A 26452-nucleotide genomic window follows, 5' to 3' on the forward strand; every position below is an offset into this window, starting at 1 on the left:
AGGCACGAGAAGACTCATCCTGAATCGCCCTGGCAGCAGCAAGGGCTTCTGGCAAAACTTTTGGCAGTTTCTGGGCTAAGGCACTCAAGGCATAGACACGAGAAGACTCATGCTGAATCGCCCTGGCAGCAGCAAGGGCTTCTGGCAATATATCTGGCAGTTTCTGTGCTAAGGCACTCAAGGCATAGGCACGAGAAGACTCATCCTGAATCGCCCTGGCAGCAGCAAGGGCTTCTGGCAATATATCTGGCAGTTTCTGGGCTAAGGCACTCAAGGCATAGACACGAGAAGACTTATCCTGTATTGCCCTGGCAGCAGCAAGGGCTTCTGGCAACAACTCTGGTGGCAGTTTCTGGGCTAAGGCACTCAAGGCATAGGCATGATAATACTCAGACTGTATTGCCCTGGCAGCAGCAAGAGCTTTTTGCAGTGCTAATTCTTGAAAATTTGGTGTTAAATAATTGACTAGTTCTGTCAGCGAGTCGATTTTCTCTTGTGGTTTTGGTTTTTGCAGGGCATAAGCTAGTCCTTGTTCGGGAGTCCACATCTTGTTTTTGACTAACGCTACCAGCAGATTTGCTGGTAGATTAGCTGCCAAACTATTCATCGATGCAGTAATCAAAGCATAACGACACTGCAAGCTTAGTGTTGATTCAGTGCGATTCGCTTCTGCTAGTTCCCAAGCACGAGAAATATCTGTGATGTAACCGCCAGTTTGTGCCAATTGTTCTCGCACTTCATACCAGCCATTGCTTCCAGTTGCAGACTCTTCCCGCAATAACTGGTGAATCTCTTCTAACTGTCCAGCCTTTTCCAAATGCCAAACTAAATACTGATGAATGTAACCATCATCGAGTAAAGTATGCCATAAACCATTCTGGGTTTTCTGCCGATACTTCTTTAAAAAAGCAGCGTGAACATCAGCAAGGTTTAAACCCAACCCAGCCAAATCTCCTCGGCGCTTTGGCTCAGAGGGAGCAGTTAACAAATTACAAGCTAAATCGTGGAATAAGTCATGTAAGCGATAGGTAGGCATACCATCAGCAAGCGGTACTCCTGTTAATAGCAATGCTTTATTCCGTAAATATTGCAACATCTTGGCAGCATCACGCTTATCCATCTGCCACAGCGTTGCCGCCATCATCTTATTAATGTTGACATCCTCCGGCAATACCCCTAACCAAGAGAAATGCTGCTGCTTTTCTGGTGGCATTCTCTTGACGCTCAAATTTAATGATGCGGTTAAACTCAGGCGTTTTAAACTAGCCTCATCAGTAATTTCTTCGGCTTCCGGTCGGTCAAAACTTGTTAATCTAGCTATTTCTTGCTGAATATCTCCCAACAATTCATTCCAAGTCGTACCACAGGCAACTTCGGCGGCTGCGAGTTCCAATGCTAGGGGAAGATAACCAACGCCTTTGGCTAAATTTTCTGCTGAGTGACGTTCTGTGCCTGTAATCTCGCGTCTTAATTTCTTAGTCAGCAATTCCATTGCCTGGTCTGGTTTCATTATATCCAGGCTGTAGATGTTGGCTGCTAAGGCATCGGCAATGTGACCTTCACGAGTAGTTACTAAAACTTGACAACGCGCCCCACCAAAATTAAATGCTCGTGCATCTTCGGTATTCCAAGCATCATCCACCACTAGCAACACAGCTTTGTCATAAAGCAGAGTCTGCAAATGGGTGGAAGTTGCTTCTGTACTGGTAGGCTTAAAGCTATAGTCTCCTAATGCTTGCACCCAGCCACTAAGTAAAGCCAGCACATTGGGTTGTTGACCTAATGTTGCCCAAAGAATGCCATCACAAAAACGAGATTGTATTTCTGCATTATGGGCTAAAGCCGCAGCTAAAGTAGATTTGCCCACCGAACCCAAACCGTGAATCGCAGTAATTACTAAAGTGCGACTATCAGACGATGAACCATTTAAAAGACGAGCCTTTAAATCATCGCTGTACTCTGGGCGTTCTACAAAATATGTGGGTAAAGGTGGCGCTTGCAGGGGACGGTAAACAGAATGAGCAATATTAGTATTAAGGGGATAGTGCTTTTTGAGTGCAGCAATCAAATCCTCAATTGCTTTTGCAGGGTTTTGCCAATAAAGAGCAATACATTCGTCAAAGCTCAATCTCTCTACATCCGCCTCCTGTTCCATTTGGATACAAAAAACTCGCGTTTCTCCCCCAGAAGTCTGCTGTCTGGCTGCGTTAACAATCTGGGATGCCCAACGGGTTCCCAATGCTCTACTAGTTCCACACAATACCACTGCCCCGCCAGCACTCAGAACTTTTGAGACTTCTTCAGTGAAAGACTGCCCTACCATGACAGTTCCGCGATGTATTACCTCATAGCCAGCCTCGCGGATGGGTTTTGCCAATTCTTCTGCTAAATCTTCTTCTCCGTTAGCGTGGGCAATGTAAACCTGCCAGTTTTTATCACTCATTTTATTGCCCGCAGCAGTTCAGATACTCCTTTTGACCAGTCTTGAACTAAATCTGCATACTTAATATCAGCTAGAATAGCAGGCGGTTCCCCACCTGTGAGCAAAATCGGCAATACCTTTACTTGGTGTCCTGCCAATTGTCGAGCTAACACTGACATCCACTCACGGTTTACCCAAGACGACATATTAGAGGAGGAGTAACACAGCACTAAATACTTAGATCCTTCTAGCCCTTGGTCAACACGCTCAACAATCGAATCTCCTACGTCTATCTTCCATTCATCAAACCATACTTCATGCCCCGCATCACCTAATTCATTTGCCAGCTGTTCAGCTTGTTGAGCATCACTTTTACGATGACTGATGAAGACATTGGGCATGGTTAAATTTTCGACTTGAATGATATTAATTTAACAAATTTATCAGACGCGATAAATCGCGTCTCTACATGAGGGTTGTCTCGTTCCCAGTCTCCGACTGGGAATGCCTGTTTTTGAGGCTCCGCCTCAAGACTTGCGGTTCTGTCGCAATGAGAGAGCATTTCCAGCCAGAGGCTGGAAACGAGATTTGAAAGCTAAAAAATAAAATAGCACTAAGAGGATATTTGAAAAGTGTTTGACTGTGATTAAAATCACCCCCCTTAATCCCCCCTTATAAAGGGGGGAAATCAGAAAATCCAGTCCCCTCCCCTTTATAAGGGGAGGGTTAGGGAGGGGTAAAAAAATATTTGATACATCAATCACGACTTTTCAAACAACCTCTAAGGAAAAATTGAGGGTTGGAAACTCAAGTCGGTGGGTAAAGTCTTGTGTAGCTGCGACTTCTAGTCACTCGGCGAGTTTATAAATATCCTCTAAAAGCGATCACAATTTCAGGTATAACTAATAGCTTTAAGAAACCTTCTAAAATAGAGCAACGTCTACAATAATAAGCATTTAATTTATGATAAAACCTTATGCTCAAACCAATTTTTAACTCTTTTTTTAGTGATATAACTACCAAAAGTTTTGTAAATGCTACTGCCATTATATTGTTATGTGCTTTTACCACTAAACCAGTACTTGCTAACGTGCCTATAAGCTTTACCGATGTTAGCAATGATATCTATTCCAAAGAGATTCAAGAGGCTATTCCTATAAACGCGAACGATTGCAATTACCAAAAACAGAATTTCCTCTTGAGATAATTGCAGAATTACACCGAGTCATTGAACGTAACCTCCGACGGGTCAAGCTACTTAGTGAGGATGCACGCAAGCAAGCAATTATTGCACCGATATTATTAGAAGTTTGCGAAATTGCCCAAACCCAACTGAATATTGAGTATCCCATTAATATTAGTGACCAACTAAAAGACAGCTTGGATTACTATATTGATAAAGGTAAGGGATTGTTAGTAATTGAAGCGAAACAAGCCGATTTAAGTAGAGGATTTACACAATTAGCAGTTGAGTTGATTGCACTCGCTCAATGGATAAATTCAGAATTGCCGCTTATTTATGGTGCAGTAACTACTGGTGAAGATTGGCGATTTGCAATATACAACCGTCAAGAAAAACAAATAACGGAAGACCTCAAATTATATCGAGTTCCTGAAGAATTAACTGAATTAACTCACATTTTAGTTGGCATATTGAGCAATTAGACTTTCAATATTGCTCGGTTAAGAATATTTGTAGGTTGGGTTGAGGCAATGCGTTACCCAACAAACCCCGCAAAAGGTTGGGTTTCCTTCCTCAACCCAACCTACACATTTTTATTTTTTAGACTTAACCGAGCAGTATTGTAACGCACCCTACTTATTAAGACTCCATCTCTGCCAATTCTAACCAGCGTTCAGTCGCCACATCGATCGCTTGCTTAAGATTTTCCACCTGTTCATACAATTTCTGCACTTGGCTATAATTCCCCGGTGAGACATTTGCTAGTGTTTTCTCGGTTTCCGCCTTCTCAGCCTCTAACTCGGCAATCTTACCTTCCAACTGCTCAAATTCCTTTTTCTCCCAATTGGATAATCTCCGCCGCTTGGTATTCTCTACATCCTTGGCTGAAGCCGCACCATTTTGGACTTCGACATTTTTGGGCTTCTCCTTAGTATTAGCAGCTTGTTGCTGTGCTTCTTCAGCCTTCTTATAGTCCAGATAAATCGAGTAATTACCTGGATATTGCCGGAGATTACCACCTGACTCAAAGGAAAATACTGTGTCGATGGTGCGATCGAGAAAGTAGCGATCGTGAGAAACTACAATTACACACCCGGCAAAGTCTTCTAAATAATCCTCTAATACTGCCAATGTCTGAACATCTAAATCATTTGTCGGTTCATCTAAAATTAAGACATTGGGCGCACTCATCAAAACCCGCAACAGAAATAAACGGCGTTTTTCCCCACCCGAAAGTTTACTAATTGGGGCATACTGCTGATTACCAGGAAACAAAAACCGCTCCAACATTTGAGAAGCAGTAATTTGAGTCCCATCAGTAATTTTGATAAACTCTCCTTCTTCTTTGATGTAGTCAATCACGCGCTGATTTTCGTTTAAGGCTGTGAGCAATTCTTCAGAATGCTGGTCAAAATAACCGATGTGAACTGTAGTACCAATTTCTGCAATGCCGGAATCTGGCTTAACCAGTCCAGTAATTATATCCATTAAAGTGGATTTACCAGCACCGTTAGCGCCAATAATGCCGATGCGGTCTTCTGGACTAAATTCGTAGGTGAAATTATTAATCAAAGTGCGTCCATTGTATGCCTTAGAAACGTTATCTAATTCAATAACTTTTTTACCAATGCGACGACCAACTGTAGAAATATCAACTTTACCTTGAACTTGTTTAAATTCAGTATCCCGCAGAGCGTGAGCGCGGTCAATTCTAGCTTTTTGCTTGGTACTTCTGGCTTTTGGCCCTTTTTTGAGCCATTCTAACTCGCGCCGCAACAAGCCTTGGTGTTTACGTTGACTGCTGACGGCAGATTCTTCAGCTAAAGCTTTCTTTTCGAGGTAATATGAATAGTTACCTGTATAGGTGTAAATGTCGCCTCGGTCGATTTCAATAATCCGATTGGTAACGCGATCTAGAAAGTAGCGATCGTGAGTAATCAAAAACAATGCGCCGCGATAGCGATTCAAATAACTTTGTAACCATTCTACAGAAAGAGCATCTAGATGGTTTGTTGGCTCATCCATGAGCAAAGCATCTGGTTCTGATAGCAAAGCTGATGCTAAAGCAATACGCTTGCGATAACCTCCAGATAAAGTACTTATCTTGGCATCAAAGTCAGAAATTCCTAATTTTGTGAGGATGATTTTGGCATTTGTTTCTAGTTCCCAAGCACCAGTCGTATCCATCCGTTGCATCACGACAGAAAGGCAAGACATCAGTTGACTATCATCTGGATAGTGAACTAATTTATCAGAAAGTTCTTCATACTCGCGTACTAAAGCTGTATGTTCGCCACTGTCAGCGAAAACTTGCTCTAAAACTGTGTGATTTTCATCTAAATCTGGCTGCTGGGGTAAGTAGATAATTTTAGAACCGGAGTTGATTAAAATTTGACCGCTATCTATCGATTCTAGCCCAGCGATCATTTTTAATAAGGTTGATTTACCAGAACCATTAGTACCAATTAATCCAACTTTATCGGTAGCATCAAGGCTAAAGCTAGCATCTTTTAAAATTTCCTTGATGCCAAAGTCTTTTTTTACTGATTGTAGTGTAATAATACTCATAAGATTGAAGTCATTAATTATTTCTCATTAGTGAGTAGGTAAGGTAAATACCTTACCTACATTCGCCGAATTCTATACAAATAAATCCAAGGGAAGGTGTCCATACATTTCGTTGATTCCATCTTCATCATAAGACTGGCAAGATACTAATACTCCCCGATGATGTCCATCATAGGAATCAAGATAACACAAGCCATTTTTCCCATTTAATTTGATATAAACTGGGCCTTCGGGTGTAAGTAAATTGTTTGGTGGTTCATAACCCAAAGCCAGAGAATAGGTTTTCATCGCCAATATTCCTTCTTCTGCTGTATCAGCACAAATTCCTAAAATTTGGTAATCAGTAAGCTTGGTGAGCAAAATTAAGGCATTACGAATTACTACTTTTTCTGATGAGTTGAGGATAGGGGCAATGTCTAGACAGTTGAATTTGTTCAGTAATTTTTTCGCTTCTTCGGCGGTGAGATTCTGAGGATTGGGGGTTGACATAAACTTCGACTATTATCTTGTTGGTTTTTCTGTGGTGTTTGAGTTGAGACTAGTACCGCAAGGCAGAAGTCAAAAGTCAAAAGGCTTTAATTTTGGGCTTTCTGGCTGTAATGAAATGGTAGGTTTCCACCGACCTGTACTAGCCCAACTTATACCATTTTGAATTTTAGATTTTAGATTTGGAATTGGGAATAGTCCAATGTATTGTAAAATTTGTCTGAGGTCAAAGCAAATTCCATAATTTTAGACCTTGTTATCTCATGCCCACTTCCCTTTTACGGTTGATTTTGGACATTCCCAAGGTTGAATATGAAGGGTACGCCGTTTTTTGAGTCACTACCCATAACCAGCACTTTGGGCATCTGAGCGCCGCCAGTCTTCCAAGCTTCAATTGCTTCTTTTTGCAGAACCAACTGTCCTCCTTGGGCTTTGAGTGTTTCTGCTAAGAGTCTTTGAGCTTCTGCCCTACCTTTGGCACGATTAATGTCTGCTTGGGCTTCTTGTTCAGCTTCCCGTGCTACATAAACGGCTCTTTGCGCTCGTTGTTCAGCAATTTGTTTTTCTTCGACGGCTCTGGCAAATTCTGGTGAGAATGCTAAATCAACTACGCTAGTATCTAACACAATTATCCCATATTTGTCTAAGCGATCGCCTAAGGCATTATCAAAGTCTTCTTTCAATTCACTTCTTTTGGTAATCGCTTCTTCTACTGTTCTTCTAGCTGCGGCAATTTTAAATGCTTCTTGTGTTTGGGGCGCAATGATTTTTGATACAATATTCGCTAATGTTCCTTGTTTCCTTCTAACTTCAACTACCTTAATCGGATCGAGGCGAAAGTTAATTGCAAATCTCGCAGATAAATTTTGCAAGTCTTTAGTAGAACTTTCTGCAGGGACTTCAAATTTTTGCACTGTTAAATCATATACATCTATCACAGTGATAAAAGGCGGTTTCAAGTGAATACCTTCCAATAAAGCGCCATCTCTTGCTTTACCCAAGATGCTGATTACTCCTGCTTGCCCTGGGTTAATAATAATAAAGGAATTTAGCCCAATAATCACTAGTATTGCTAACACAATTCCGAAAACTGTGGTTTGCCAATTACCCAATTGCTGATTTTTCAAATTCCTCTCTCCAATATTAGTTAGTCATTGGTCATTAGTCATTAGTCATTTGTTATGCTTATTCCTCTTGTCTCCCAGTCCCCAATCCCCAGTTTTGCTTTGACTTGAATAAACTCAGTTACTAGTTTAAGTTTCTCATTAGTCTGTTTGAATCAATCTTCTGACTCAGGACTTAGGACTCAAGACTTTGTTCCGTGGTAATATCAGTCACACAAAACCGCAAAAAGCCGTGGCTACTGCATTAAAATTTCATCGGGCATCAAGAAGGCGTAAACATTCAACGCATCCTCTCCAGCGTTTGCTTGAGTATGGACACCAATATCGTAAACAAATTTGGCTGGCGACTACTTATTCTATCCTCAATAAATTTTTCGATTTAGCACCACCCGGCTTAATTGGCGTGGCGGTGGATGTGGTAGTCAAGCAACAGGATTCTATAATTGCACAGTTAGGGGTACGCGATGTCTTTGGACAATTTTTGATTATTTCCTTGCTGACTGTAATCATTTGGATACTAGAATCTGTTTTTGAGTACGCCTACGCTCGACTTTGGCGGAATTTGGCTCAGAATATTCAGCATGACTTGCGTTTGGATGCATACAAACATTTGCAAGAGTTGGAATTGGCTTATTTTGAAGAACGCAGTACTGGCGGTTTAATGTCTATCCTGAGTGATGATATTAACCAATTAGAGCGGTTTTTGGATGGAGGAGCAAATGATATCATCCAAGTTTCTGCAACTGTTCTAATTATTGGCGCTGCTTTCTTTATTTTGGCTCCTAGTGTAGCGTGGATGGCTTTGTCACCGATGCCATTCATCCTCTGGGGTTCTTTTGCTTACCAACGACTACTTGCACCTCGCTATGCTGATGTACGAGAAAAAGTAGGTTTTCTGAATTCGCGGTTGTCAAACAATATCAGCGGAATCACTACTATTAAAAGTTTCACTGCCGAAACTTATGAAGCCTCTCGTTTAGAATTAGATAGTGATGCTTATCGCCGCAGTAATAGGAAGGCAATTACTCTTTCTGCTGCTTTTGTCCCGTTAATTCGGATGCTAATTTTGGTTGGGTTCACGGCATTACTTTTGTATGGCGGGATGGCAGCGGTTTCTGGAGAAATGTCTGTAGGTACTTACAGCGTATTAGTGTTTTTAATCCAGCGATTGCTGTGGCCTTTAACTAGATTAGGCGAGACATTTGACCAATATCAAAGGGCAATGGCTTCTACTAATCGAGTTATGAATTTATTGGATACCCCTATCGCTATTCATACAGGTGATGTGGCGTTACCTGTGGATGAAGTACGTGGTGAAGTTAAATTTAACAATGTTTATTTTGCCTATAAAGATAGATTTCCAGTAATTAAAAATCTGTCTTTGGATATTCCGGCGGGGAAAACCATTGCAATTGTCGGTTCAACTGGTTCTGGTAAAAGCACTTTAGTCAAACTTTTGTTGCGGTTGTACGAAGTGCAAGCTGGAAGCATTACTCTCGATGGTATTGATTTGCAAAGTTTGAATTTGCAAGATTTGCGTCGTTGCATTGGTTTGGTGAGTCAGGATGTCTTTCTATTTCATGGCACTGTAGCTGAGAATATTGCTTATGGCAGCTTTGAGACTACAGAGCAAGAAATCATCAGGGCGGCGAAGGTAGGCGAGGCGCACGAATTTATTATTGAATTGCCCGAAGGTTATGAGACAATTGTGGGGGAAAGAGGACAAAAGTTATCTGGTGGACAAAGACAACGGATTGCGATCGCACGTGCAGTCTTAAAGAATCCGCCCATTCTGATTTTAGACGAGGCGACCTCGGCGGTGGATAATGAGACAGAAGCAGCAATCCAGCGATCGCTAGAACGGATTACAGTAGATAGAACTACAATTGCGATCGCTCATCGTCTTTCCACTATCCGCAATGCGGATTGCATTTATGTCATGGAACATGGGAAATTAGTAGAGTCGGGAACCCACGAGCAATTGCTGGAGAAAGACGGTATTTATTCCGGCCTCTGGCGTGTACAGTCAGGTTTGAGATAAGTTTCACCTATTGTCTGTGTCTTCATTACGAATTATTTATGTTTTTTGGTAATAGTCAACCAGAATCAGGTGATACTAAGTGGCGTCGCCAGTTGGATAAGTTTGTCAAAGCAAATCAGCAAGAATTGGCGGCGCTGTTTTGGGGATTATGGTTAGCAAATGGTGACAGTCAAGGTACTGTTGGAATTGATTTGCAACCAACGCCGCATTTTGTTTATTGTCCGAAAGAGCAGATAGAGAATTTAAATATTAAGGTTGAGAATCGGCTTCAGGAAATTTTGGGAATTGTTGAGAATCATCAGCCGGATGTGGAAGTTGTGATGATTGGGATTGGGAAGGGGGAAATTAAGTTAATTCAGTTTGCACCGGAACCAGCACCACCGATTTGTTTTGAGGAAGTTGGGAAGGATGTGGATGGATTATTAGATGTGTTGGAACAACGGATGAGTGAGCAGATAGAAGGTTAAGTAGCCACATTTGTGATTTTGGCTCTATGCTTGAATCTGGAGTAAGCATTTTTAAGGAAACTGTTTAGTCTTTTTGATTTAGATTATTAGGTAATTAAAGCAGTAATGGTTCTTAGCGCTCCTTTATACACTACAAACTTTGGTGCTGCATATGTAGGTGACTCACTTGAATTACTGGATTATCTTGATTCAGACTCAATTGATCTAGTGATGACTTCGCCACCATTTGCATTACAACGTGAGAAGAGTTATGGAAATGTTGATCAAGAAGCTTATGTAAATTGGCTTTTCGCCTTCTGTGCTTGCACCAAACGGTACTTTCTGAGAATCTCTTTATTTAGATGATGATGAGTAGTAATGCCTGCATTTTTGTTAAGTAAGCGATTTACTGTTTTTAATTCATACTCATTACCGTCAGCATCCATTGCATCATTTCCTTCACGTCCGGGAGATATACGTAACCCTAAAAGAATCAATACTTGTAAGACCTTACCACCATTATCTTGAAAAATATCAGTAATTCCATATTCATTTGCAAGCAGCTGCATTTCTCTGACGCCATCAAAGGCAGATTGTAAACGCTCCAGATTTGATTGGCGTTCATTTTCTGTAGTAATTGGCTCTTCAACTGGTTCTACAAGAGAGGGAGAAACTGGTGCAACTATGAGCGTAGTTATGGGATCTGTATGCTCATTGGGTTGTTCAATATTCATTAGATAAGAGACTGACACATTGATCGCATCAGCGATGTCTAAAATAACTTCAAACGATGGTGATCTCTCACCACGCTCTAAGAAGCTAATGTGTTCAGTAGTCTTACTTATAACTTCTGCTAACTGTTCTTGTGTAATACCCATCTGTTGTCGAAGTTCACGTACTCTATTACCAAAAAGTTGTCGAGCTGCTTCATGATCCATAAAACTCCATATCATTCTAAAGACAAACTTTCAGTTCGTCTTCAGAATGATATGGTGGTAGTGTAAAATCAGTACACGCACTACGAGTGCGGGTTTATAAAAGATAGTCACCAAGACTAACTGATTTTTCTGCCTTGGATATGAGAACAATTAAATACCGCGACAAAGAACATTATGAACAACTCGCCAACAAGTAAGGGAGTTAGGATCATTCGTAATGACGCTCTCTTACGAGACGCTCCGCGTAGCTTACTTCTCTGTAAGAGTACGGAGACTCGCTAACACTACGCTAACGTAATTCGTAATTATTACACGATAGTAGGGTGGGCATTTTAATGCCCACCCTACTTGCCTAAACTAACGCTGGTGTATTTGCACGCTTTACTTGAGGTGTTGCAACCATCAGCATTCCGGCTGGTGCAGCTAAAGTTAACCCACGGCGCACAGGACGCACGGGACGTTTATTCACTAGCGAAACTTGAAATTCTGACAAAACAGTTGCCAAGACAATTTTCATTTCATACTGAGCAAATGCCATTCCAATACAGCGACGATTACCGCCACCAAAGGGTAAATATTCATAAGGTGAATATTGTCTTTCTAAAAAGCGTTCTGGTTTGAACTGCTTGGATTGTGGATAAACTTCTTCTCGATGATGCGCTAAATAAATACTGGGGACTATTACCATTCCCTCTCGCAGTTCGTAGCCCATAATTGTAATTGGAGTCTTCACTATCCGCGGGAAAGCAGTCATGACAATTGGGTAAATTCGCAGTGTTTCTTGGTAAACTGCTGTTAAATAGGGCAATTTAGCTACACTACTTAAATCGGTGTTAACTCCAAGGGTGTTGAGTTCCTGTAACAACTTCTCACGCACCTCTGGTAAACGATCAATCCAGTAAAAAGCCCATGTCAATGCCGAAGCGGTAGTTTCATGTCCTGCAACTAGCAGTGTCATTAACTCGTCGTGTAATTCTTCATCTGACATCCCTTGACCATCGTCGTAACGAGCAGCCATCATCAAACTTAGGATATCTTGGCGATTTTGATCGAGTTCAGCCCGACGTTCTCGAAGCAAAGCATAAATAAGTTGATCAATTTTTTGCCGTTGTTGCAGAACCCAGCCCCAAGGACTCCACGCACCGAAATCTTTTTGCATGAACTGGAAAAAGAAGGCGCTGGACATTATGGGCGAAGTGATAAAGTCTAGTAAGTCACTTAGCGATCGCCTCAGTTCCTCAAACAGTTCTCCATCATTCAAACCAAATACAACCCGCAGAATAACACGCAAGGTGATTTCTTGCATCGACTCACGGATCTTAAAAGGCTTGCCAATTTGCCATTCATTAGTCACCTGTCGGGTTATTTCCCGAATTTCCTCACCATAAGCCCGCATTCTTTCACCATGAAAGGGAGGAGCTAATAATTGCCGTTGGCGCTGGTGGCGATCGCCATCCGCTAACATAAAGGAGCGATCGCCAAGCAAAAATTTTAGTCCTATGTTCCCCCTCCCAACGTCAAAATGCCTAGAATCAGCAGTAAAAATCTGCTCAAGCGCTTGGGGTTGACTAAAATACACAAGATGGTTATCAGAGCTACTACTCCTGATCGTGAAAGTGTCACCGTAGATTTTGGCAAAATCATCCACATATTTCACTGGCTGAGTAATAAACTTGATCATCCGCAGCCAGCGCGGCATTTGAGGCCCATCAGGCAAATTGTAAGTTGTTGTCATAGAACTTTGTGGAGTTGATGGCTTCTGAATTTTATTGTTACGACTTTTCATGTTACTTAGGGTTACAGAAAGCGCTATATTCATCATTGGGGACTAGAGACTGGAAACTGAAAACTGAAAAAGAAGACAAAGAGGAAATAACAACTCTTGTACAGACGCGATTAATCGCGTCTCTCCTAACTCAGCACTCAGCACTCCTAACTCAGCACTCAAAAGGCAGCATCGGAAGCAAGCAGTGCCAAAAATCATCGCTATTCTCAACGGTAAAGGAGGAGTCGGTAAAACGACTACCGCAGTCAATCTGGCTGCAAACTTTGCGAATAAAAAAAAGGTGCTGCTGATTGATGCAGATATTCAAGGTTCTGCCAGTTGGTGGTTTGGGCGCAGTCAGCAGGGAATGGGATTTGATTTATCTCAAGAAACCGATCCCACACTTTTAAGTGATTTAGCAAAGATAACAGGTTACGATTTAGTAGTGGTGGATACGCCTCCCGCCCTGCGCTCTGAAGCATTAGTGGCGGTAGTTGCGATCGCAGATTATCTAGTTTTGCCGACACCCCCAGCCGCAATGGATTTAGCAATCCTCGTGGAAACAGTCAAGGAAGCCGTCATCCCCGTGGGAACTCCCCATCGGGTATTGCTCACCAAAGTCGATACGCGCAGTCTGGGGGAAGCACAAGAAGCAAAAAACACTCTGACTCGCTTAGGTATTCCTACTTGTAATACCTTCATCCGTGCCTATAAAGCTCATGAACGAGCAGCACTTGAAGGTGTAGCGATTACTCAATGGCGAGGAGGAAATGCACGGGAGGCGGAATTAGACTACCGCCGTGCAGCTGATGAATTACAGCGTGATTGGAGAAAATAATAATGGCTAGGAAACAAAGTCTCTCTGACTTACTACAAGAAGAGGCGCAAAAATTTACACCCTCAGAAGGTGAATCTGCGATCGAAGTTACAGCCGAAAAAATTGTTGAAGAACAAGCTTCATCTGATGAAGAATCCTCAGCAGAAACACTTGAGCCAACTTCTACTAAGCGCACAAGTCCCACTAAAGCTGATTTAGAAGCAACTGTCAAAGAATTGACAAGTAATCTAGAAACAAGCCACAAAAAAGAAGTATCTCTTGGACAAGAAATTACTGATTTGCAATCAAAATTATCTAAACAAAAAACATTTGTATCAGAACACAAAACATTACTAGAACAGCTAACAAAAGAACTTGATGAAACCAAAAAAACAGCATTGCAACTTGCAGAAGCAAATTCCCAGCTGATAGAAGAAATTAATTCTTTAAAAAAAGAAGCAGAACAAAAAGCAGAAGAGAAATCTAAACTTGTTGTCAAAGAAACTAGCGCGATCAAACCAGTAAAAGACCACTACAATCCACTTAACTACAAAAAATCACATCGGTCATCGGAAACACTCGCTCAAAATCAACCTCAAAATCAACCAAATGAGTATCCCGATAGTTCTAATGAAATGTGGTTACTTGACTAGCGCTCTTTTATTACTCTCGTCAGATTAAATTTGAAACCCTATTTTGGCGTTAGTCCGCGCAGGCGGACGAGAGTTTATGTAGCCGTGATTTCTAATCGCTTGGATTATTCTCTCTCCAGAGTCATAGAAGAGCGCTAGAGTCAGTTAATCAGTCAGATAATCTATGGCACTACTTAATTCATCTGTCGTTCCCGCAGTGCCATTTCTGACCGAACAATTTTAGATTTTGGATTAAAATGAAAATCTGAAATCTAAAATAAAGGGTTAGCTTGCCTCTCCATTCATGCAGAAAAAAAGAAAAAAAGTCGTTGTTCAAGCCTCTTCTTTAAAGAAGAGGTTAATCTAAAATCGCAAATCCAAAATCCAAAATCGAGTGACCTAGACAATCTTCCTTCAAAAGTCTTAACTATTGGGTTAATAGCAGGATTTTGCTCATGTTAAATTAAAAAATGAATATGCTCAGGTGCTATCTTTAAGGCTTCAAATTATTCAACTGATACAATTAGGGGATGTCCAGAGCGACTATCAGCAGTGGGGTTGATGAAGACAATGAATACAACCACAATAAACTCACTCTAGAAGAGTATCTTGCCTATGATAACGGCACAGACACCCAGTACGAACTTGTGGATGGAGAGTTGGTCGAAATGCCGCCGGAAACTGATAGAAATAACTTAATTTCTCTTTATCTACTGTCGGAATTTCTTAAGTTTGTGCCGATTCAACTCATTCGCCACAAAGATACAGAACTCGTGGTGATAGGCAACCGGACTCGTGTGCGACTGCTAGATTTGATGATTTTGACGCAAGAGTTATTAGCGGCTCTAGCAGGTGGGCGAGCTACGATTACCCCAGATATGCCTTCCCCAATAATGGTGGTTGAGGTTGTCTCTGCTGGGAAGGTGAATGAGGATAGAGACTACCGTTATAAGCGTTCTGAATATGCCGCACGGGGTATCCCTGAATACTGGATTGTTGACGCTGATAAAGATCGAGTTACCTTGCTGACTCTGGTAGATGGGCTGTATGAAGAAACTACGTTTCAGGGAAAAGACCTAATCAGGTCTGTAACTTTTTCAACGCTGGATTTGACCGCAGCCCAAGTATTGGCAGCCGGACAGGTCTAATATTTGACTTTTCCCCCTTAAATCTGGAAACGCCAGATAATAATAGCAGCTTATGTAGCCAAGGCTTAGGTTATATCTACGTTCGTAGTGAGCGATTCATCGCTCAAAACAAGGATTATCAGGACTAAAGTCTTTACCCAACGGGAAAGTTAGTCGCTCATGGGGGAAACCCCCATCGCCCTTGGCGTCTCCCCTTGGGAGAAGACTGCGCTAACTCACTACAAACTTTAATTTCTTTACGCCTAGCTACTTAATGTGTTCACCACAAAAGTTTAAAATATTCTGGGCAGTTATTTGTGGTTGTTCCAGGTGTGGGAGATGACCACAATCTTGAATCCAAGTGAGAGTACTATGTGGAATTGCCCTTTTAAATTTCATGGCATCCCCAGTACCCAAAATTTTATCGGAATCGCCCCACAAAATTAGCGTTGGTTGCACAATTTGTGATAAATTCTCAATTCTAAAAGCACTGTAACCACCACTTTTAGTGAAAGAAATCACAGCTTGATGCCAACTCGGCATTTGTAAATGTAATGCTCCACAAGATAACGCATCGATAGAGGCAAGAGTTTGATTTTTATATCCAATGCGAGAAACGCGATCGCGCACTTTCATATTACTCAAAAACTGAGTTGCTAAATAATCTAATGGGGGAAACATGAATTTACTCAATCGCGAACCACCCGCTAACCCCGCACTATCAATTAACACCAGCTTTTCTACCACTTCCGGGTAAGCCAACGTAAAATCAATCGCCGTCGCACCCCCCATCGAAGCACCTACCAAAATTACAGGTTGGTTAATTAGGCTTTTCCAGAAATAATAAAGATGGGTTTTAATCGCAGTTGGGCTATAGGCAATTCCTGAAAGTCTATCTGTAAATCCAAAACCCAACAAATCCACTGCCCAAGTTTGATTATCTTCAGAAAGTAGTGGCAAAAGCCGCCGAAATTCTAATACAGAACTGTCAAAGCCGTGAATTAATAAAATAGGAGTCCTACCACACCCTTGCTTGACATAGGTGGTGGTAACTGGTTGATTAGTTAAAGGAGTAGTGATCGCAGTTGTTTGAATACTCCGAGCTAGTGCGATCGAAGTAGGTTCTGTGAGTTGCTCAACTGCCGTAGGAAGAAAATTCGGAAACATAAATTTCAGTTTATCGTACTAGCTTGTCTCCACGCATAACTGATTTTGTTAAACAGTAAAGTTACACAACCTAAGATGTTGAGGTATTATTTGTAATATATATATAAAACATAAGCCAAGGGCTATCAAAATATTTTAACTCCCAACAGACGCGATTAATCATGTACAAGACAGACGCGATTAATCACGTACAGGACAGACGCAATTAATCGCGTCTCTACTCTCCCAAAAAATATGGCATCAAAGAAAGTTTTCCAAAATGTCAAAATGGGGACTAAAGCCACGTACAATTAAAATCGCTTATCCCTTAATTCAGGAGCTAATGCCATGCCAATGGCGGTTGGCGTAATTGAAACTTTAGGTTTTCCGAGTGTCTTAGCAGCAGCAGATGCAATGGTCAAGGCTGCCGCAGTCACAATTGTGTATTATGGTCAAGCGGAAAGTGCTCGCTTGTTAGTCGCTGTCCGGGGACACGTTTCTGAAGTAAATAGAGCTGTTGAAGCCGGAATCGTAGCGGGAGAGGAAGTAAAAGTTGGTACAGTAATTACCTACTACATCGTTCCTAATCCCCCGGAAAATGTGGAAACCATATTACCAATCCATTTCACTGAGGAATCAGAACCTTTCCGTATGTTCTAAGCAATTTTGCTATCAAAATCTGTAGCGAAGCTTCGTACAATTAACTTGTAACCCCCAGTTTATTCATACAGGAGATTAATAATGTCATTACAGGCAGTTGGAGCACTTGAAACGAAAGGTTTTCCTGCGGTGCTAGCAGCAGCAGATGCGATGGTAAAAGCTGGTCGAGTTACCCTCGTTGGTTATATCAGAGTAGGTAGCGCTCGCTTTACAGTTAATATTCGTGGCGATGTTTCTGAAGTAAAAGCCGCTATGGCTGCCGGTGTTGAAGCCGCAGAAAATGTTTATGGCGGTACACTTGAATCCTGGGTAATTATTGCTCGTCCCCATGAAAACGTTGAAGCTGTTCTGCCAATTGGTTACACAGAACAAGTCCAAGGGTATCGAGAATCTGTAGAAAATCCCATTGTTAGATCGAACAATCGATAGATTTAACCTCCTGCGGGGGAATTCAAAACAAAAACTTCCCATAAATGAATTAAAAGAGAAGTTTTTTGTCAGGCTTCTGATTATCAAAACTTTAGAGGATTACATTCATTCTGTTTTTAGATTTTGCATCAGTTGAATTTTGAAACAGAGGTAAAGCAACTTTCAGAGTCAATAGTCAAAACCAATATTGACTGTTGACTATTCGTTTTTATAAATATAAAAGTTTTAAGAATAACTTACCAATATGAAAGGTGTAGTTGTGACTGAAGCTAGTTTAAAAAAGATAAATTTGCCTATCAATCCCTAGTATCCAAAATAGCCTAGGCGTAGCCCGTCGTAGACATCGCCACATCGGATACTGAGACTAATTCTGCGCTATAGCTATAGTATTTATCTAAGATTTTATACAAGGACTTACCAAACATTCTTTGAAACGCTAATTACCGTATATACACTTAATTAAATCAACAAATATCACAAAACGTAACTTAATACGATTCAGTTAAAGCCCGATCCTCCTTAAAAAGCAGGCAATTCAGCCAACTTGTCCGGGGGGTTAGGGAATCTTCCAGGGCAAAATCTCGTTAACACTAAGGATATTGAGATTCAACTAAATATCATACTACCTAAGGGTTTGTACAGAGTTGAAACTTATACTGGTGGAATAACGTCCAACTTTGAGTTAAATTAGATTCGTTTCTCGAATCTGTTACAAAATATCAGATTTACCCGATCCATTTCGTGCAAGGTGTATCCTCACCACTTTAAGCAGATTTCTGTTCTCAACTAAAAAACATAACTTTACACAAAGTTTAAATTAGCAGAATGTCCCAAATGCTTGATATATATTGGTTTTGGACTTTTTAAAGTAAAAGTAAAACATCAATGTAGAAATTTCTGCATAATTTTAGTGAATTCAGACGTAATAAAAGTAGAATCACTGAGCTATTTTCATGAAATTCATGAAATCTGGGGCAGCTGCCAGTTAAACAATTAGGTGGGGCGAATGGGGGTTGTGATGCAAACTTCAAAATTGAGTTTCGAGGAATGCAATCTCACTATGACAAGGGATGTGGAAAAACTGGCTCTAGATTGGCAAAAGCGCTTGGCTGTTGAATGTCCAGATCAAAATGAAGCCGCTAGGCAAAGCATTATTCTCTGGCTGTTGGGATCTGACTCAAAACGGTTCGATCTGTTTAATCCTAAAGAACTCGATATCGCCAAGCAAGCGATGGAATATCGCTGGAGGATTTTACGTCAACGCTACTTGGGGCTGGGGCGAGAACGTGCTTATCGCAACTTGATAACCCGATTGGGGAGTTTAGTAACATTACGGAATAAGATTCAGACTTGGGTTTCTCTCAGCCGCGATCGCCAGCGCAGTGTGATGGATGTGTTACAAGAAGTACTCCAAGAATTACTCCAAAACGACAGCCAGATGCAACAGCAAATGGCTGATATTGCCAAATATACAACCGATAGAAGATTAGGAGATGCTCTGCTATTTGCCAGTTTAGAAGAATATTGTTTGCGGCCAGTAAGGAATCAACCCCTATTAGCTTACCGATTTGTGAATTATTTGCGTCGCACTCAGCGCGGTGGTTTAACCCAAGTGCCAGGACGTGATTTGGTTCGACTAGTATCAGAAGAAGTTCTCACAGACGACAGTGACAATCGAGTTAACTTAGTCGATAGTCAGGCGATCGCAGAATATCAAGAAGCACAACAACTAGAGGAACAACAGGGGCTGCGCCAGTCAGTACAAAAAGAATTTGAAAATTATTTACAAGAAAATCTCGGCACAGAAGCAGTGGAATGGCTACGGCTGTATCTGCAAGGTAAGTCCCAGGAAGAGATCGCCAAAAAACTGAATAAGCAGACTAAAGAAGTCTACCGTCTGCGAGAAAAAATTAGTTACCATGCTGTACGTGTTTTTGCCCTCAAAGGTAATCCAGAACTCGTAGACAACTGGCTCTCAATTTCCTTGCAAGAACATAACTTGGGATTAACCCAAAACCAATGGCAGCAACTTGATGAAAAATTGACTCCTTTAGGGCGGCAGATCCTAAATTTGCGGAGAGCAGGTAATTCAATAGAAGCCATCGCTGAACAGTTAAAACTCAAAACCCATCAAGTGCTAGGCGAATGGACGAAAGTCTATCTTGCAGCCCAAGCTTTAAGAACCCAGGAGTAGCCTGTAGTGGAAAATGGAAAATGGGAAATGTGGGGCCCCCTCTGGGGATAAGGGGTAATGGGGAGTGGAAACCAGGGAAGCAGGGGAGAATAATTAATACCTAATACCCAATCCCCAATCCTCAGTATTATCCCCGATCCATAATCTAAAATTCATCTTCTACTTACATTTACTTAAGTATATATAATTGGAATTTTAACAATATAACAAAGTATCTTTATTAACTACCTATTGAATTAGAGGCAAAATATAACTAAACACCAACGAATCAAATGTATGTTGTCTTCAAAGGACGAACTAAATGATACCGCAGCAAATGGACAGCAAATGCTAACTGCTGCTCAAACTAGGTGGGAGGAAGGAGGCGATCGCGAACAAATATTCCACCTGATTGATCATCTTTTGTCCTTTGAAGCTTGCCTCTACCACCAAATTTTGCCCTTTGGATTAGAAGACAAAAACCTCTTGCTAGGCATGGTTCATCCACAAGAGAGCGAAGCCCTAGATTACGTTAGTCGCATTTTGTCTTCTATCAATTGCACAGTGGTGATTGAGGCGATCGCAGTCGATGCCCATCGCAGAATACTATCAGCCTACCTCAACCATAAGAATACATCCCAGCTAGATGCAAAACTTGTGCATCAGCCAACAGTGGACTTTCCCCCAAGAAATAGCCCACCTACGATTGCTGACATATTTAATCTTTCCTTAGATGCCGACTCGGAATCAAATCAACAACCAATATTGATGGTGTTTCAGACGCAAAAGCGTCAAAATTCTGGTCAGCGGGTAGACTTGCCTCCTATCCCAGAGCCAGACCAATCATCTCAAACTACGACGTTCTTGACCCCTATTTCCAGAACTCAACCGGGAGAGAATTCTGAAGCCACATCATCAAACAATTTACCTATTTTTCCCACACAAGCTTCCGAACTACTGAGTTCCATTGAGTTCCTAAAAACACTGCCACCCAAAAAATTACTAGAAGAATTACTAGGGCGAATCCTAGCTGGGGGAATTGGTCGTCTGTACTTAGAAAGACAAGCTTATGAAGGCAGAATACTGTGGAGTGACAATGGAGTTTTGCAGTCTGTATTAGACAAACTGCCGCTCTCAGTTTTCCAAGGAGTACTGAATGAATTAAAGCGGTTTGCTTCCTTGCCTGTAACCACGGTTGCAGAACCAAAACAGGTAGAAAAGGAATACGTATATCAAAAAAATCGCTTATTATTACGCTTGCGAGTCATGCCGGGAATCTATGGCGAAGAGGCAACACTCCAAGTATTGCGGGGAGCAGCATTAAAATTCTATCAACAACAGCAGTTGACGCGTCTAGGCCGCGATGCTTTAGGAATTTCTCAGCAACTAAGCATCAAGTTACATGAACTACAAGAACGACTTTTACTGAATCCTAGCCTTGATTCTCAGCAATTAGAGGCTTTAGTTGCCCTAAATCAATTAGTGAAAAATTTAGACCAACAGATCAAAATACTGGTACTAAATAGCAATCTATCAACAAAGAGTAAATCATCGGTCAGTAAGTGAAAACGCTGATTTCGTTCGCATACATAATTGTTATGTTGTAATTGAATCCTAGACTGATAAAGCTTAGAGATTCATCTCTAAATAAATACAAATTTTGCGATCGTATTCTGAGTAAGATTACGGTTTAAACAAACTTAATAGTAGCAAAGTTAGTTTCCCACTTTTGAATCCTATTGTTGCAAATATTTCATGCTAACTGAGGTTTTTAGTGAACTTTTCCCCTTAATGAGTACAGCCAATCCACAGACATTGGAATGGCTACTCAACGTTGCAATTGAACATGAATACCCATCTGGGCGAGCCGTTGTGATGGAAGATGCTTGGGGTAACGCCGTTTACTTTGTGGTTTCTGGTTGGGTCAAAGTCCGGCGTACCGTCGGGGAAGATTCAGTAGCTCTGGCAATTTTTGGGCGTGGCGATTTTTTTGGAGAAATGGCAATTTTGGATGAATCTCCACGCTCAACTGATGTCATTGCCCTTTCACCGGTGAAGTTGCTTAGTATCTCCAGAGAGCGGTTTATTCAAATATTGTTTAAAGACCCACAGTTACATCACCGAATGTTGCAACTGATGGTGCGGCGATTGCGGCAAATTAACCTGCGCTTACAAATGCGGTCTTCACCACCAGCGGTTAAACTCGCCCATACCCTAGTGACTTTGGGTGAAAGCTATGGTCAGGAATCAGACTTAGGAAGAGAAATTTTTAACATTCCCTTTAAAGATTTAGCAGAGGTGACAGAAATCGGTGTTGAAGAAACCACCAAAATCATGGAAAAACTACATGAAAAAGGGTGGATCAAAATTGATAGCGCCAACAACATCACTTATCTTGTGAACTTCAAACAGTTGATGAACTTGGCTGGGAAAGTGTAATTTTTTTATCCGATTCTCGCGTAGCTTGCTTCTTTGTAAGTTTAACGCCAGAGATTTTGGATGATGATGAACGAAAGACGGTTTGCGTGCGATGTTAAAAGCAAATTTGTCATGATGGGGAAATTACCCATTGATTATTAACTCAGCACGCAAGATGACTAAAGCAACAGCAATTCGTCCCAACACCTACCTCCAAGAAACCGAGCCAACGATTCATTACCTGGTGGCAATGTCCCAACCAGAAACCCATCTGTTTGAGGTGACTTTACACCTTGTCGATTATTCCTCACCGATTCTCGATTTAAAACTGCCAGTGTGGACACCTGGTTCCTATTTAGTCCGGGAATACGCGAAGAATTTACAGGATTTTGAGGCTTTTGCAGAGAATAAGCCTTTAAATTGGCGGAAAATCGGTAAAAATCACTGGCAGATAGACAAAATAGATGTTTCAGAATTAACTGTACGTTACCGCATTTTTGCCAATGAGCTATCGGTACGAACAAATCACTTAGATAGCACCCACGGTTATTTTAACGGTGCGGCACTATTTTTTAGAATACCTGGCTGGGATAAGCAACCCATTCGCGTCACCATCGTACCACCACAGCCGGAATGGCAGGTAACTACTGCCTTACCACCCGTTGGTGAAGAAACGAATACTTTCTTAGCTAGCGATTTTGATACTCTTGTGGATACTCCCTTTGAGATTGGTAGCCACCAATTGTATAAATTTGAGGTATTAGGAAAACCCCATGAATTGGCAATCTGGGGGCAAGGTAATTATCAAGCCCAGCAGATGATTGCTGATATCCAAAAAATTATTCAGGTAGAAGCGCAGATGTTCCGCGGTTTGCCATATCAAAGATATGTGTTTCTGCTACATTTATTTAGCCAAGCTTTTGGCGGTTTGGAGCATAAAGACTCTTGCTCGTTAATTTACCAGCGTTTTGGATTTCGCGCTCAGGAAAAATACGATCGCTTTCTTCAATTAGTTGCACACGAGTTCTTTCACTTATGGAATGTCAAGCGAATTCGCCCAAAAGCATTAGAGGTTTTTGATTACGACCAAGAAAACTATACACCATCATTGTGGTTTTGTGAGGGCACTACTAGTTACTACGACTTGTTAATTCCTTTGCGGGCGGGAATTTATGATGTTCAATCGTATTTGAATAACTTGGGTAAGGAAATTACCAAATATGAAACTACACCGGGGCGCAAGATACAACCCGTTTCCGAGTCGAGTTTTGATGCCTGGATAAAACTCTATCGCCCAGATGCCAATAGCGGTAATTCCCAAATTTCCTACTATTTAAAAGGAGAAATGGTATCGTTGTTGCTGGATTTGCTGATTCGCTCTACTCACAACAATCAGCACTCCCTTGATGACGTGATGCTGAAAATGTGGCAGCAATTTGGGCAAGATGAAATTGGCTATACCCCAAAACAGTTGCAAGAAGTTATCGAATCTGTTGCCGGAATCGATTTGACTGATTTCTTTAAACGCTACATTGATAGTACTGATGATTTGCCTTTCAATCAGTATTTAGAACCCTTTGGCTTGCAGTTGGTAGCTGAACAGCAGGAAGAACCTTACTTGGGCGTGAGAATAAATACAGAAAATGGGCGGGAGATCGTTAAGTTTGTGGAGACTGGTTCACCTGCACAAGTAGGCGGAATTGATGCAGGTGATGAGTTGTTAGCAATTGATGGGATTAAGATAACGGCGGGTGGCTTAAGCGATCGCCTGAAAGATTACCAACTCAAGGATAGCATCCAAGTCGCAGTTTTTCACCAAGACGAACTGCGTATCTATTCCATCACCCTAGCGTCACCACATCCAACTAGATATCAGGTAAAGCCTGTTGAACATCCTAACTCCACACAGCAGCAAAACTTTGCTGGATGGCTTGGGGCTGCGATCGCAACTGTTTAATAAAGGGGCATTGGGCATTGGGCATTGGGCATTGCTTATTTCTCTCCTCTGCTCCCCTGCTCCCCTGCTCCCCTGCTCCCAATCCCCACTTCTAAGCCGTTCTCACCGCCCCAGAGTAAATCAAACCCCGTTGTAGATCCAGCGTTATAATCGCTCCGTCCCGAATCACCTGCGTTGCCTGCTTAACGCCGACAATCACTGGTACACCGAGACGCAAGCCAATCACTGCTGCATGACTTGTGAGACTTTCTTCTTCCGTAATAATCCCGGCAGCTTTCCGAATTGCCTCGACAAAATCGGCACTAGTGCGGGGTGCAACTAATATGTCTCCAGGATTAAAGTTACTCACATCCATGCCAGTACTAGCTACCCGTGCGCGACCACTTACTGAACCTTGTCCCAGTCCAATTCCATGACCTAGTACTGCCGTTACTACCTCTACCTTAATCAAATCTGTAGAGCCAGAAATCCCCTGGAGTGTACCAGCCGTCATCACGACTAAATCTCCCTGAGACAGTAACTTAAGTTCCTGAGCCACGTTAATCGCAGCTTGAAATGTCTGACCGGTCGAAGGCAATCCTAGCACTAACAGCGGTTTTACTCCCCACACCATCTGTAGCTGCCGCGCCACATTTACATGGGGTGTCACTGCCAAAATCGGTGTGTGAGGACGGAACTTAGAGACATTGCGAGCTGTTGCCCCCGTTTGCGTTAGGGTCATAATTGCCGCTGCACCTAGTTGTTCGGCAATTTGACCAACAGCTTGACTAATCGCATTGGGAATAGAGCGTCGGGCATCTCTGGCAGAACGTAAGTTTAAGTGTTGGGCTTCTTCTTGCTCCATACGTTCGGCAATTCGCGCCATCGTCGCCACTGCTTCTACAGGGAAGCTACCCACAGCGGTTTCATTGGAGAGCATCACCGCGTCTGTGCCATCTAAAATCGCATTTGCCACATCCGACACTTCCGCGCGAGTGGGACGGGGATTGCTCACCATGCTATCTAACATCTGAGTAGCGGTGATGATCGGAATCCCCAAGCGATTTGCTGTCGCAATTAGCCGCTTTTGGAGTACCGGAACATCTTCCGCTGGTAATTCCACCCCTAAGTCGCCTCTGGCAACCATCACACCATCACACAAAGCCAGAATCGCTTCCATTTGTTCAATGGCTTCGTGCTTTTCAATTTTGGCAACCACTGGCACTTGTTTGCCTGTACTAGAAATTAGTTCTTTAATTTCGATCATGTCCTGGGGATTGCGGACAAAGGAAAGTGCCACCCAATCGACACCTTGATCTAGACCAAACATTAGATCCTCTCGGTCTTTATCGGTCATTGCCTTAATTGACAGGTAAACGCCGGGAAAGTTTACGCCTTTATTGTTAGAAAGTTTACCAGGCACGGTGATCCGACAATGCAAATCACCTTTGTCCCGATTAATTTCCTCCACCAGCATTTCTACTCGTCCATCATCAAGGAGGATTTTTGCCCCGACTGGGACTTCTTCGGCTAAATAATCGTAGGTGACACAGCTAATTTCTTGAGTACCTACCACTGGACGATTTGTCAAGGTGAAGCGATCGCCTTTTGCCAAAACTATAGACCCGTTGTCAAACTTCCCCAAGCGAATTTTTGGGCCCTGCAAATCTTGGAGAATAGCTACTGGCTGATTTAATTCAAAAGCGGTTTGCCGAATTAAGCGAATACTACGCTGATGGTCGGCATGAGTTCCGTGGGAGAAGTTTAGCCGCAGCGTCGTGGCTCCCGCTTCAATAATCGCCTTGAGCATTTCAGGACTGCTAGTGGCGGGGCCAATAGTAGCGACAATTTTTGTCCGGCGCAGAGAATCTCTTAATTGCATAGGGGCTGAAGTTAGGGAGCTATCTGGGAAGTCATCGTAACTTAAGTGGCATCTCCTTTTCAGTCACTGCTATATCAATCAGATATAAGCAGTTAGATGAGGGTTTATGGGAGGTGGGGGCTGTGGGATAGACTAGATATAGTACATCAATCTTGTATACATCCTCCCAACGAAGGAGTTTATTCCATCAACTTCTTGCCGATTGTCATACCCCACTTATCAGTAAAGACTAGGCTTCGTCTGGAATCATAGCGTTATT

General features: G+C 42.0%; 22 protein-coding genes. 12 read left to right on the top strand and 10 right to left on the bottom strand.

Translation table 11 applies throughout. From position 1 onward, the window contains the following. From HWQ40_RS01165 to HWQ40_RS01175, 3 genes are all read right to left on the bottom strand, one after another. A partial coding sequence (locus tag HWQ40_RS01165) for an NB-ARC domain-containing protein (protein WP_292774494.1) occupies positions 1-2443 on the bottom strand: 2443 nt, incomplete at its 3' end. Then, on the bottom strand, positions 2440-2823 hold the full coding sequence (locus HWQ40_RS01170; RefSeq protein ID WP_292774495.1) for a toll/interleukin-1 receptor domain-containing protein: 384 nt from the start codon (positions 2821-2823) through the stop codon (positions 2440-2442). The genes HWQ40_RS01170 and HWQ40_RS01165, both read right to left, overlap by 4 nt. A 460-nt stretch (positions 2824-3283) precedes the next feature. Beyond that, positions 3284-3541, bottom strand: a complete 258-nt coding sequence (locus HWQ40_RS01175; protein WP_292774496.1) for a hypothetical protein — start codon at positions 3539-3541, stop codon at positions 3284-3286. Positions 3542-3592: 51 nt separating this feature from the next. Between HWQ40_RS01175 and HWQ40_RS01180 the strand changes: the two genes are divergently transcribed. After that, positions 3593-4087, top strand: coding sequence for a hypothetical protein (locus HWQ40_RS01180; RefSeq protein ID WP_292774497.1), 495 nt, complete (start codon positions 3593-3595; stop codon positions 4085-4087). A 157-nt stretch (positions 4088-4244) separates the two neighbouring features. On the opposite strand, the gene HWQ40_RS01185 is transcribed toward HWQ40_RS01180, so the two are convergent. The 3 genes from HWQ40_RS01185 to HWQ40_RS01195 form a co-directional block, all read right to left on the bottom strand. Continuing rightward, complete coding sequence (locus HWQ40_RS01185) at positions 4245-6173, bottom strand: ABC-F family ATP-binding cassette domain-containing protein (protein ID WP_292774498.1); 1929 nt, start codon at positions 6171-6173, stop codon at positions 4245-4247. Between the two features lie 72 nt (positions 6174-6245). Next, entirely contained in the window at positions 6246-6662 is a 417-nt protein-coding gene (locus HWQ40_RS01190) for a DUF1824 family protein (protein WP_292774499.1), read from the bottom strand. 275 nt (positions 6663-6937) lie between these two features. Beyond that, positions 6938-7786 carry a prohibitin family protein gene (locus HWQ40_RS01195; protein ID WP_292774500.1) on the bottom strand — a complete coding sequence of 283 codons (849 nt, stop codon included), beginning with the start codon at positions 7784-7786 and terminating at the stop codon, positions 6938-6940. A gap of 229 nt (positions 7787-8015) precedes the next feature. Here HWQ40_RS01195 and HWQ40_RS01200 point away from each other — a divergent pair, with 229 nt between their 5' ends. Both HWQ40_RS01200 and HWQ40_RS01205 read left to right on the top strand, forming a co-directional pair. Further along, the gene (locus HWQ40_RS01200) at positions 8016-9824 is read left to right on the top strand and encodes an ABC transporter ATP-binding protein (protein ID WP_292774501.1); all 1809 of its coding nucleotides are present in this window, start codon (positions 8016-8018) and stop codon (positions 9822-9824) included. 38 nt (positions 9825-9862) lie between these two features. Then, the gene (locus tag HWQ40_RS01205) at positions 9863-10291 is read left to right on the top strand and encodes a hypothetical protein (RefSeq protein ID WP_292774502.1); all 429 of its coding nucleotides are present in this window, start codon (positions 9863-9865) and stop codon (positions 10289-10291) included. A gap of 272 nt (positions 10292-10563) precedes the next feature. Here the strand turns inward: HWQ40_RS01205 and HWQ40_RS01210 are convergent, their stop codons facing one another. Both HWQ40_RS01210 and HWQ40_RS01215 read right to left on the bottom strand, forming a co-directional pair. Beyond that, the gene (locus HWQ40_RS01210) at positions 10564-11208 is read right to left on the bottom strand and encodes a helix-turn-helix domain-containing protein (RefSeq protein WP_292774503.1); all 645 of its coding nucleotides are present in this window, start codon (positions 11206-11208) and stop codon (positions 10564-10566) included. A 352-nt stretch (positions 11209-11560) separates the two neighbouring features. Continuing rightward, a complete protein-coding gene (locus HWQ40_RS01215; RefSeq protein ID WP_292774504.1) occupies positions 11561-12943 on the bottom strand; it encodes a cytochrome P450 in 1383 nt (460 codons plus the stop codon). Between the two features lie 235 nt (positions 12944-13178). Here HWQ40_RS01215 and HWQ40_RS01220 point away from each other — a divergent pair, with 235 nt between their 5' ends. From HWQ40_RS01220 to HWQ40_RS01230, 3 genes are all read left to right on the top strand, one after another. Next, the gene (locus HWQ40_RS01220; RefSeq protein ID WP_292774505.1) at positions 13179-13811 is read left to right on the top strand and encodes a ParA family protein; all 633 of its coding nucleotides are present in this window, start codon (positions 13179-13181) and stop codon (positions 13809-13811) included. Between the two features lie 2 nt (positions 13812-13813). Continuing rightward, a complete protein-coding gene (locus HWQ40_RS01225; RefSeq protein WP_292774506.1) occupies positions 13814-14443 on the top strand; it encodes a hypothetical protein in 630 nt (209 codons plus the stop codon). A 509-nt stretch (positions 14444-14952) separates the two neighbouring features. Next, the gene (locus HWQ40_RS01230) at positions 14953-15570 is read left to right on the top strand and encodes a Uma2 family endonuclease (RefSeq protein ID WP_292774507.1); all 618 of its coding nucleotides are present in this window, start codon (positions 14953-14955) and stop codon (positions 15568-15570) included. A gap of 246 nt (positions 15571-15816) precedes the next feature. Here the strand turns inward: HWQ40_RS01230 and HWQ40_RS01235 are convergent, their stop codons facing one another. Further along, positions 15817-16716 (bottom strand): alpha/beta hydrolase, encoded by a 900-nt coding sequence (locus HWQ40_RS01235; RefSeq protein ID WP_292774508.1) that lies wholly within the window; start codon positions 16714-16716, stop codon positions 15817-15819. Positions 16717-17043: 327 nt separating this feature from the next. Here HWQ40_RS01235 and HWQ40_RS01240 point away from each other — a divergent pair, with 327 nt between their 5' ends. The 6 genes from HWQ40_RS01240 (at position 17044) to HWQ40_RS01265 (ending at position 24332) form a co-directional block, all read left to right on the top strand. Beyond that, positions 17044-17355, top strand: coding sequence for a BMC domain-containing protein (locus tag HWQ40_RS01240; RefSeq protein WP_094352432.1), 312 nt, complete (start codon positions 17044-17046; stop codon positions 17353-17355). 81 nt (positions 17356-17436) lie between these two features. Next, a complete protein-coding gene (locus HWQ40_RS01245; protein WP_292721114.1) occupies positions 17437-17784 on the top strand; it encodes a carbon dioxide-concentrating mechanism protein CcmK in 348 nt (115 codons plus the stop codon). A 1006-nt stretch (positions 17785-18790) separates the two neighbouring features. Continuing rightward, positions 18791-19978, top strand: coding sequence for a HetZ-related protein 2 (locus HWQ40_RS01250; RefSeq protein WP_292774509.1), 1188 nt, complete (start codon positions 18791-18793; stop codon positions 19976-19978). 276 nt (positions 19979-20254) lie between these two features. Further along, positions 20255-21523, top strand: a complete 1269-nt coding sequence (locus HWQ40_RS01255; RefSeq protein ID WP_292774511.1) for a pilus assembly protein PilB — start codon at positions 20255-20257, stop codon at positions 21521-21523. 189 nt (positions 21524-21712) lie between these two features. Continuing rightward, positions 21713-22396: a Crp/Fnr family transcriptional regulator gene (locus HWQ40_RS01260; protein ID WP_104908940.1), complete on the top strand. Its 684-nt coding sequence runs from the start codon at positions 21713-21715 to the stop codon at positions 22394-22396. Between the two features lie 154 nt (positions 22397-22550). After that, complete coding sequence (locus tag HWQ40_RS01265) at positions 22551-24332, top strand: M61 family metallopeptidase (RefSeq protein ID WP_292774512.1); 1782 nt, start codon at positions 22551-22553, stop codon at positions 24330-24332. Positions 24333-24423: 91 nt separating this feature from the next. On the opposite strand, the gene pyk is transcribed toward HWQ40_RS01265, so the two are convergent. Continuing rightward, the gene (gene pyk / locus HWQ40_RS01270) at positions 24424-26193 is read right to left on the bottom strand and encodes a pyruvate kinase (protein ID WP_292774513.1); all 1770 of its coding nucleotides are present in this window, start codon (positions 26191-26193) and stop codon (positions 24424-24426) included. Positions 26194-26452 lie beyond the last annotated feature (259 nt).

Source organism: Nostoc sp. NMS9, from assembly GCF_017114995.1.
In the GTDB taxonomy this organism is placed as follows: domain Bacteria; phylum Cyanobacteriota; class Cyanobacteriia; order Cyanobacteriales; family Nostocaceae; genus Nostoc.

Coding starts and splice junctions, on each gene's coding strand:
- HWQ40_RS01170 (WP_292774495.1), bottom strand. CDS start 2,823: ATGCCCAATGTCTTCATCAGTCATCGTAAAAGTGATGCTCAACAAGCT.
- HWQ40_RS01185 (WP_292774498.1), bottom strand. CDS start 6,173: ATGAGTATTATTACACTACAATCAGTAAAAAAAGACTTTGGCATCAAG.
- HWQ40_RS01190 (WP_292774499.1), bottom strand. CDS start 6,662: ATGTCAACCCCCAATCCTCAGAATCTCACCGCCGAAGAAGCGAAAAAA.
- HWQ40_RS01205 (WP_292774502.1), top strand. CDS start 9,863: ATGTTTTTTGGTAATAGTCAACCAGAATCAGGTGATACTAAGTGGCGT.
- HWQ40_RS01210 (WP_292774503.1), bottom strand. CDS start 11,208: ATGGATCATGAAGCAGCTCGACAACTTTTTGGTAATAGAGTACGTGAA.
- HWQ40_RS01215 (WP_292774504.1), bottom strand. CDS start 12,943: ATGACAACAACTTACAATTTGCCTGATGGGCCTCAAATGCCGCGCTGG.
- HWQ40_RS01225 (WP_292774506.1), top strand. CDS start 13,814: ATGGCTAGGAAACAAAGTCTCTCTGACTTACTACAAGAAGAGGCGCAA.
- HWQ40_RS01230 (WP_292774507.1), top strand. CDS start 14,953: ATGTCCAGAGCGACTATCAGCAGTGGGGTTGATGAAGACAATGAATAC.
- HWQ40_RS01235 (WP_292774508.1), bottom strand. CDS start 16,716: ATGTTTCCGAATTTTCTTCCTACGGCAGTTGAGCAACTCACAGAACCT.
- HWQ40_RS01240 (WP_094352432.1), top strand. CDS start 17,044: ATGCCAATGGCGGTTGGCGTAATTGAAACTTTAGGTTTTCCGAGTGTC.
- HWQ40_RS01245 (WP_292721114.1), top strand. CDS start 17,437: ATGTCATTACAGGCAGTTGGAGCACTTGAAACGAAAGGTTTTCCTGCG.
- HWQ40_RS01250 (WP_292774509.1), top strand. CDS start 18,791: ATGGGGGTTGTGATGCAAACTTCAAAATTGAGTTTCGAGGAATGCAAT.
- HWQ40_RS01255 (WP_292774511.1), top strand. CDS start 20,255: ATGTTGTCTTCAAAGGACGAACTAAATGATACCGCAGCAAATGGACAG.
- HWQ40_RS01260 (WP_104908940.1), top strand. CDS start 21,713: ATGCTAACTGAGGTTTTTAGTGAACTTTTCCCCTTAATGAGTACAGCC.
- HWQ40_RS01265 (WP_292774512.1), top strand. CDS start 22,551: ATGACTAAAGCAACAGCAATTCGTCCCAACACCTACCTCCAAGAAACC.
- pyk (WP_292774513.1), bottom strand. CDS start 26,193: ATGCAATTAAGAGATTCTCTGCGCCGGACAAAAATTGTCGCTACTATT.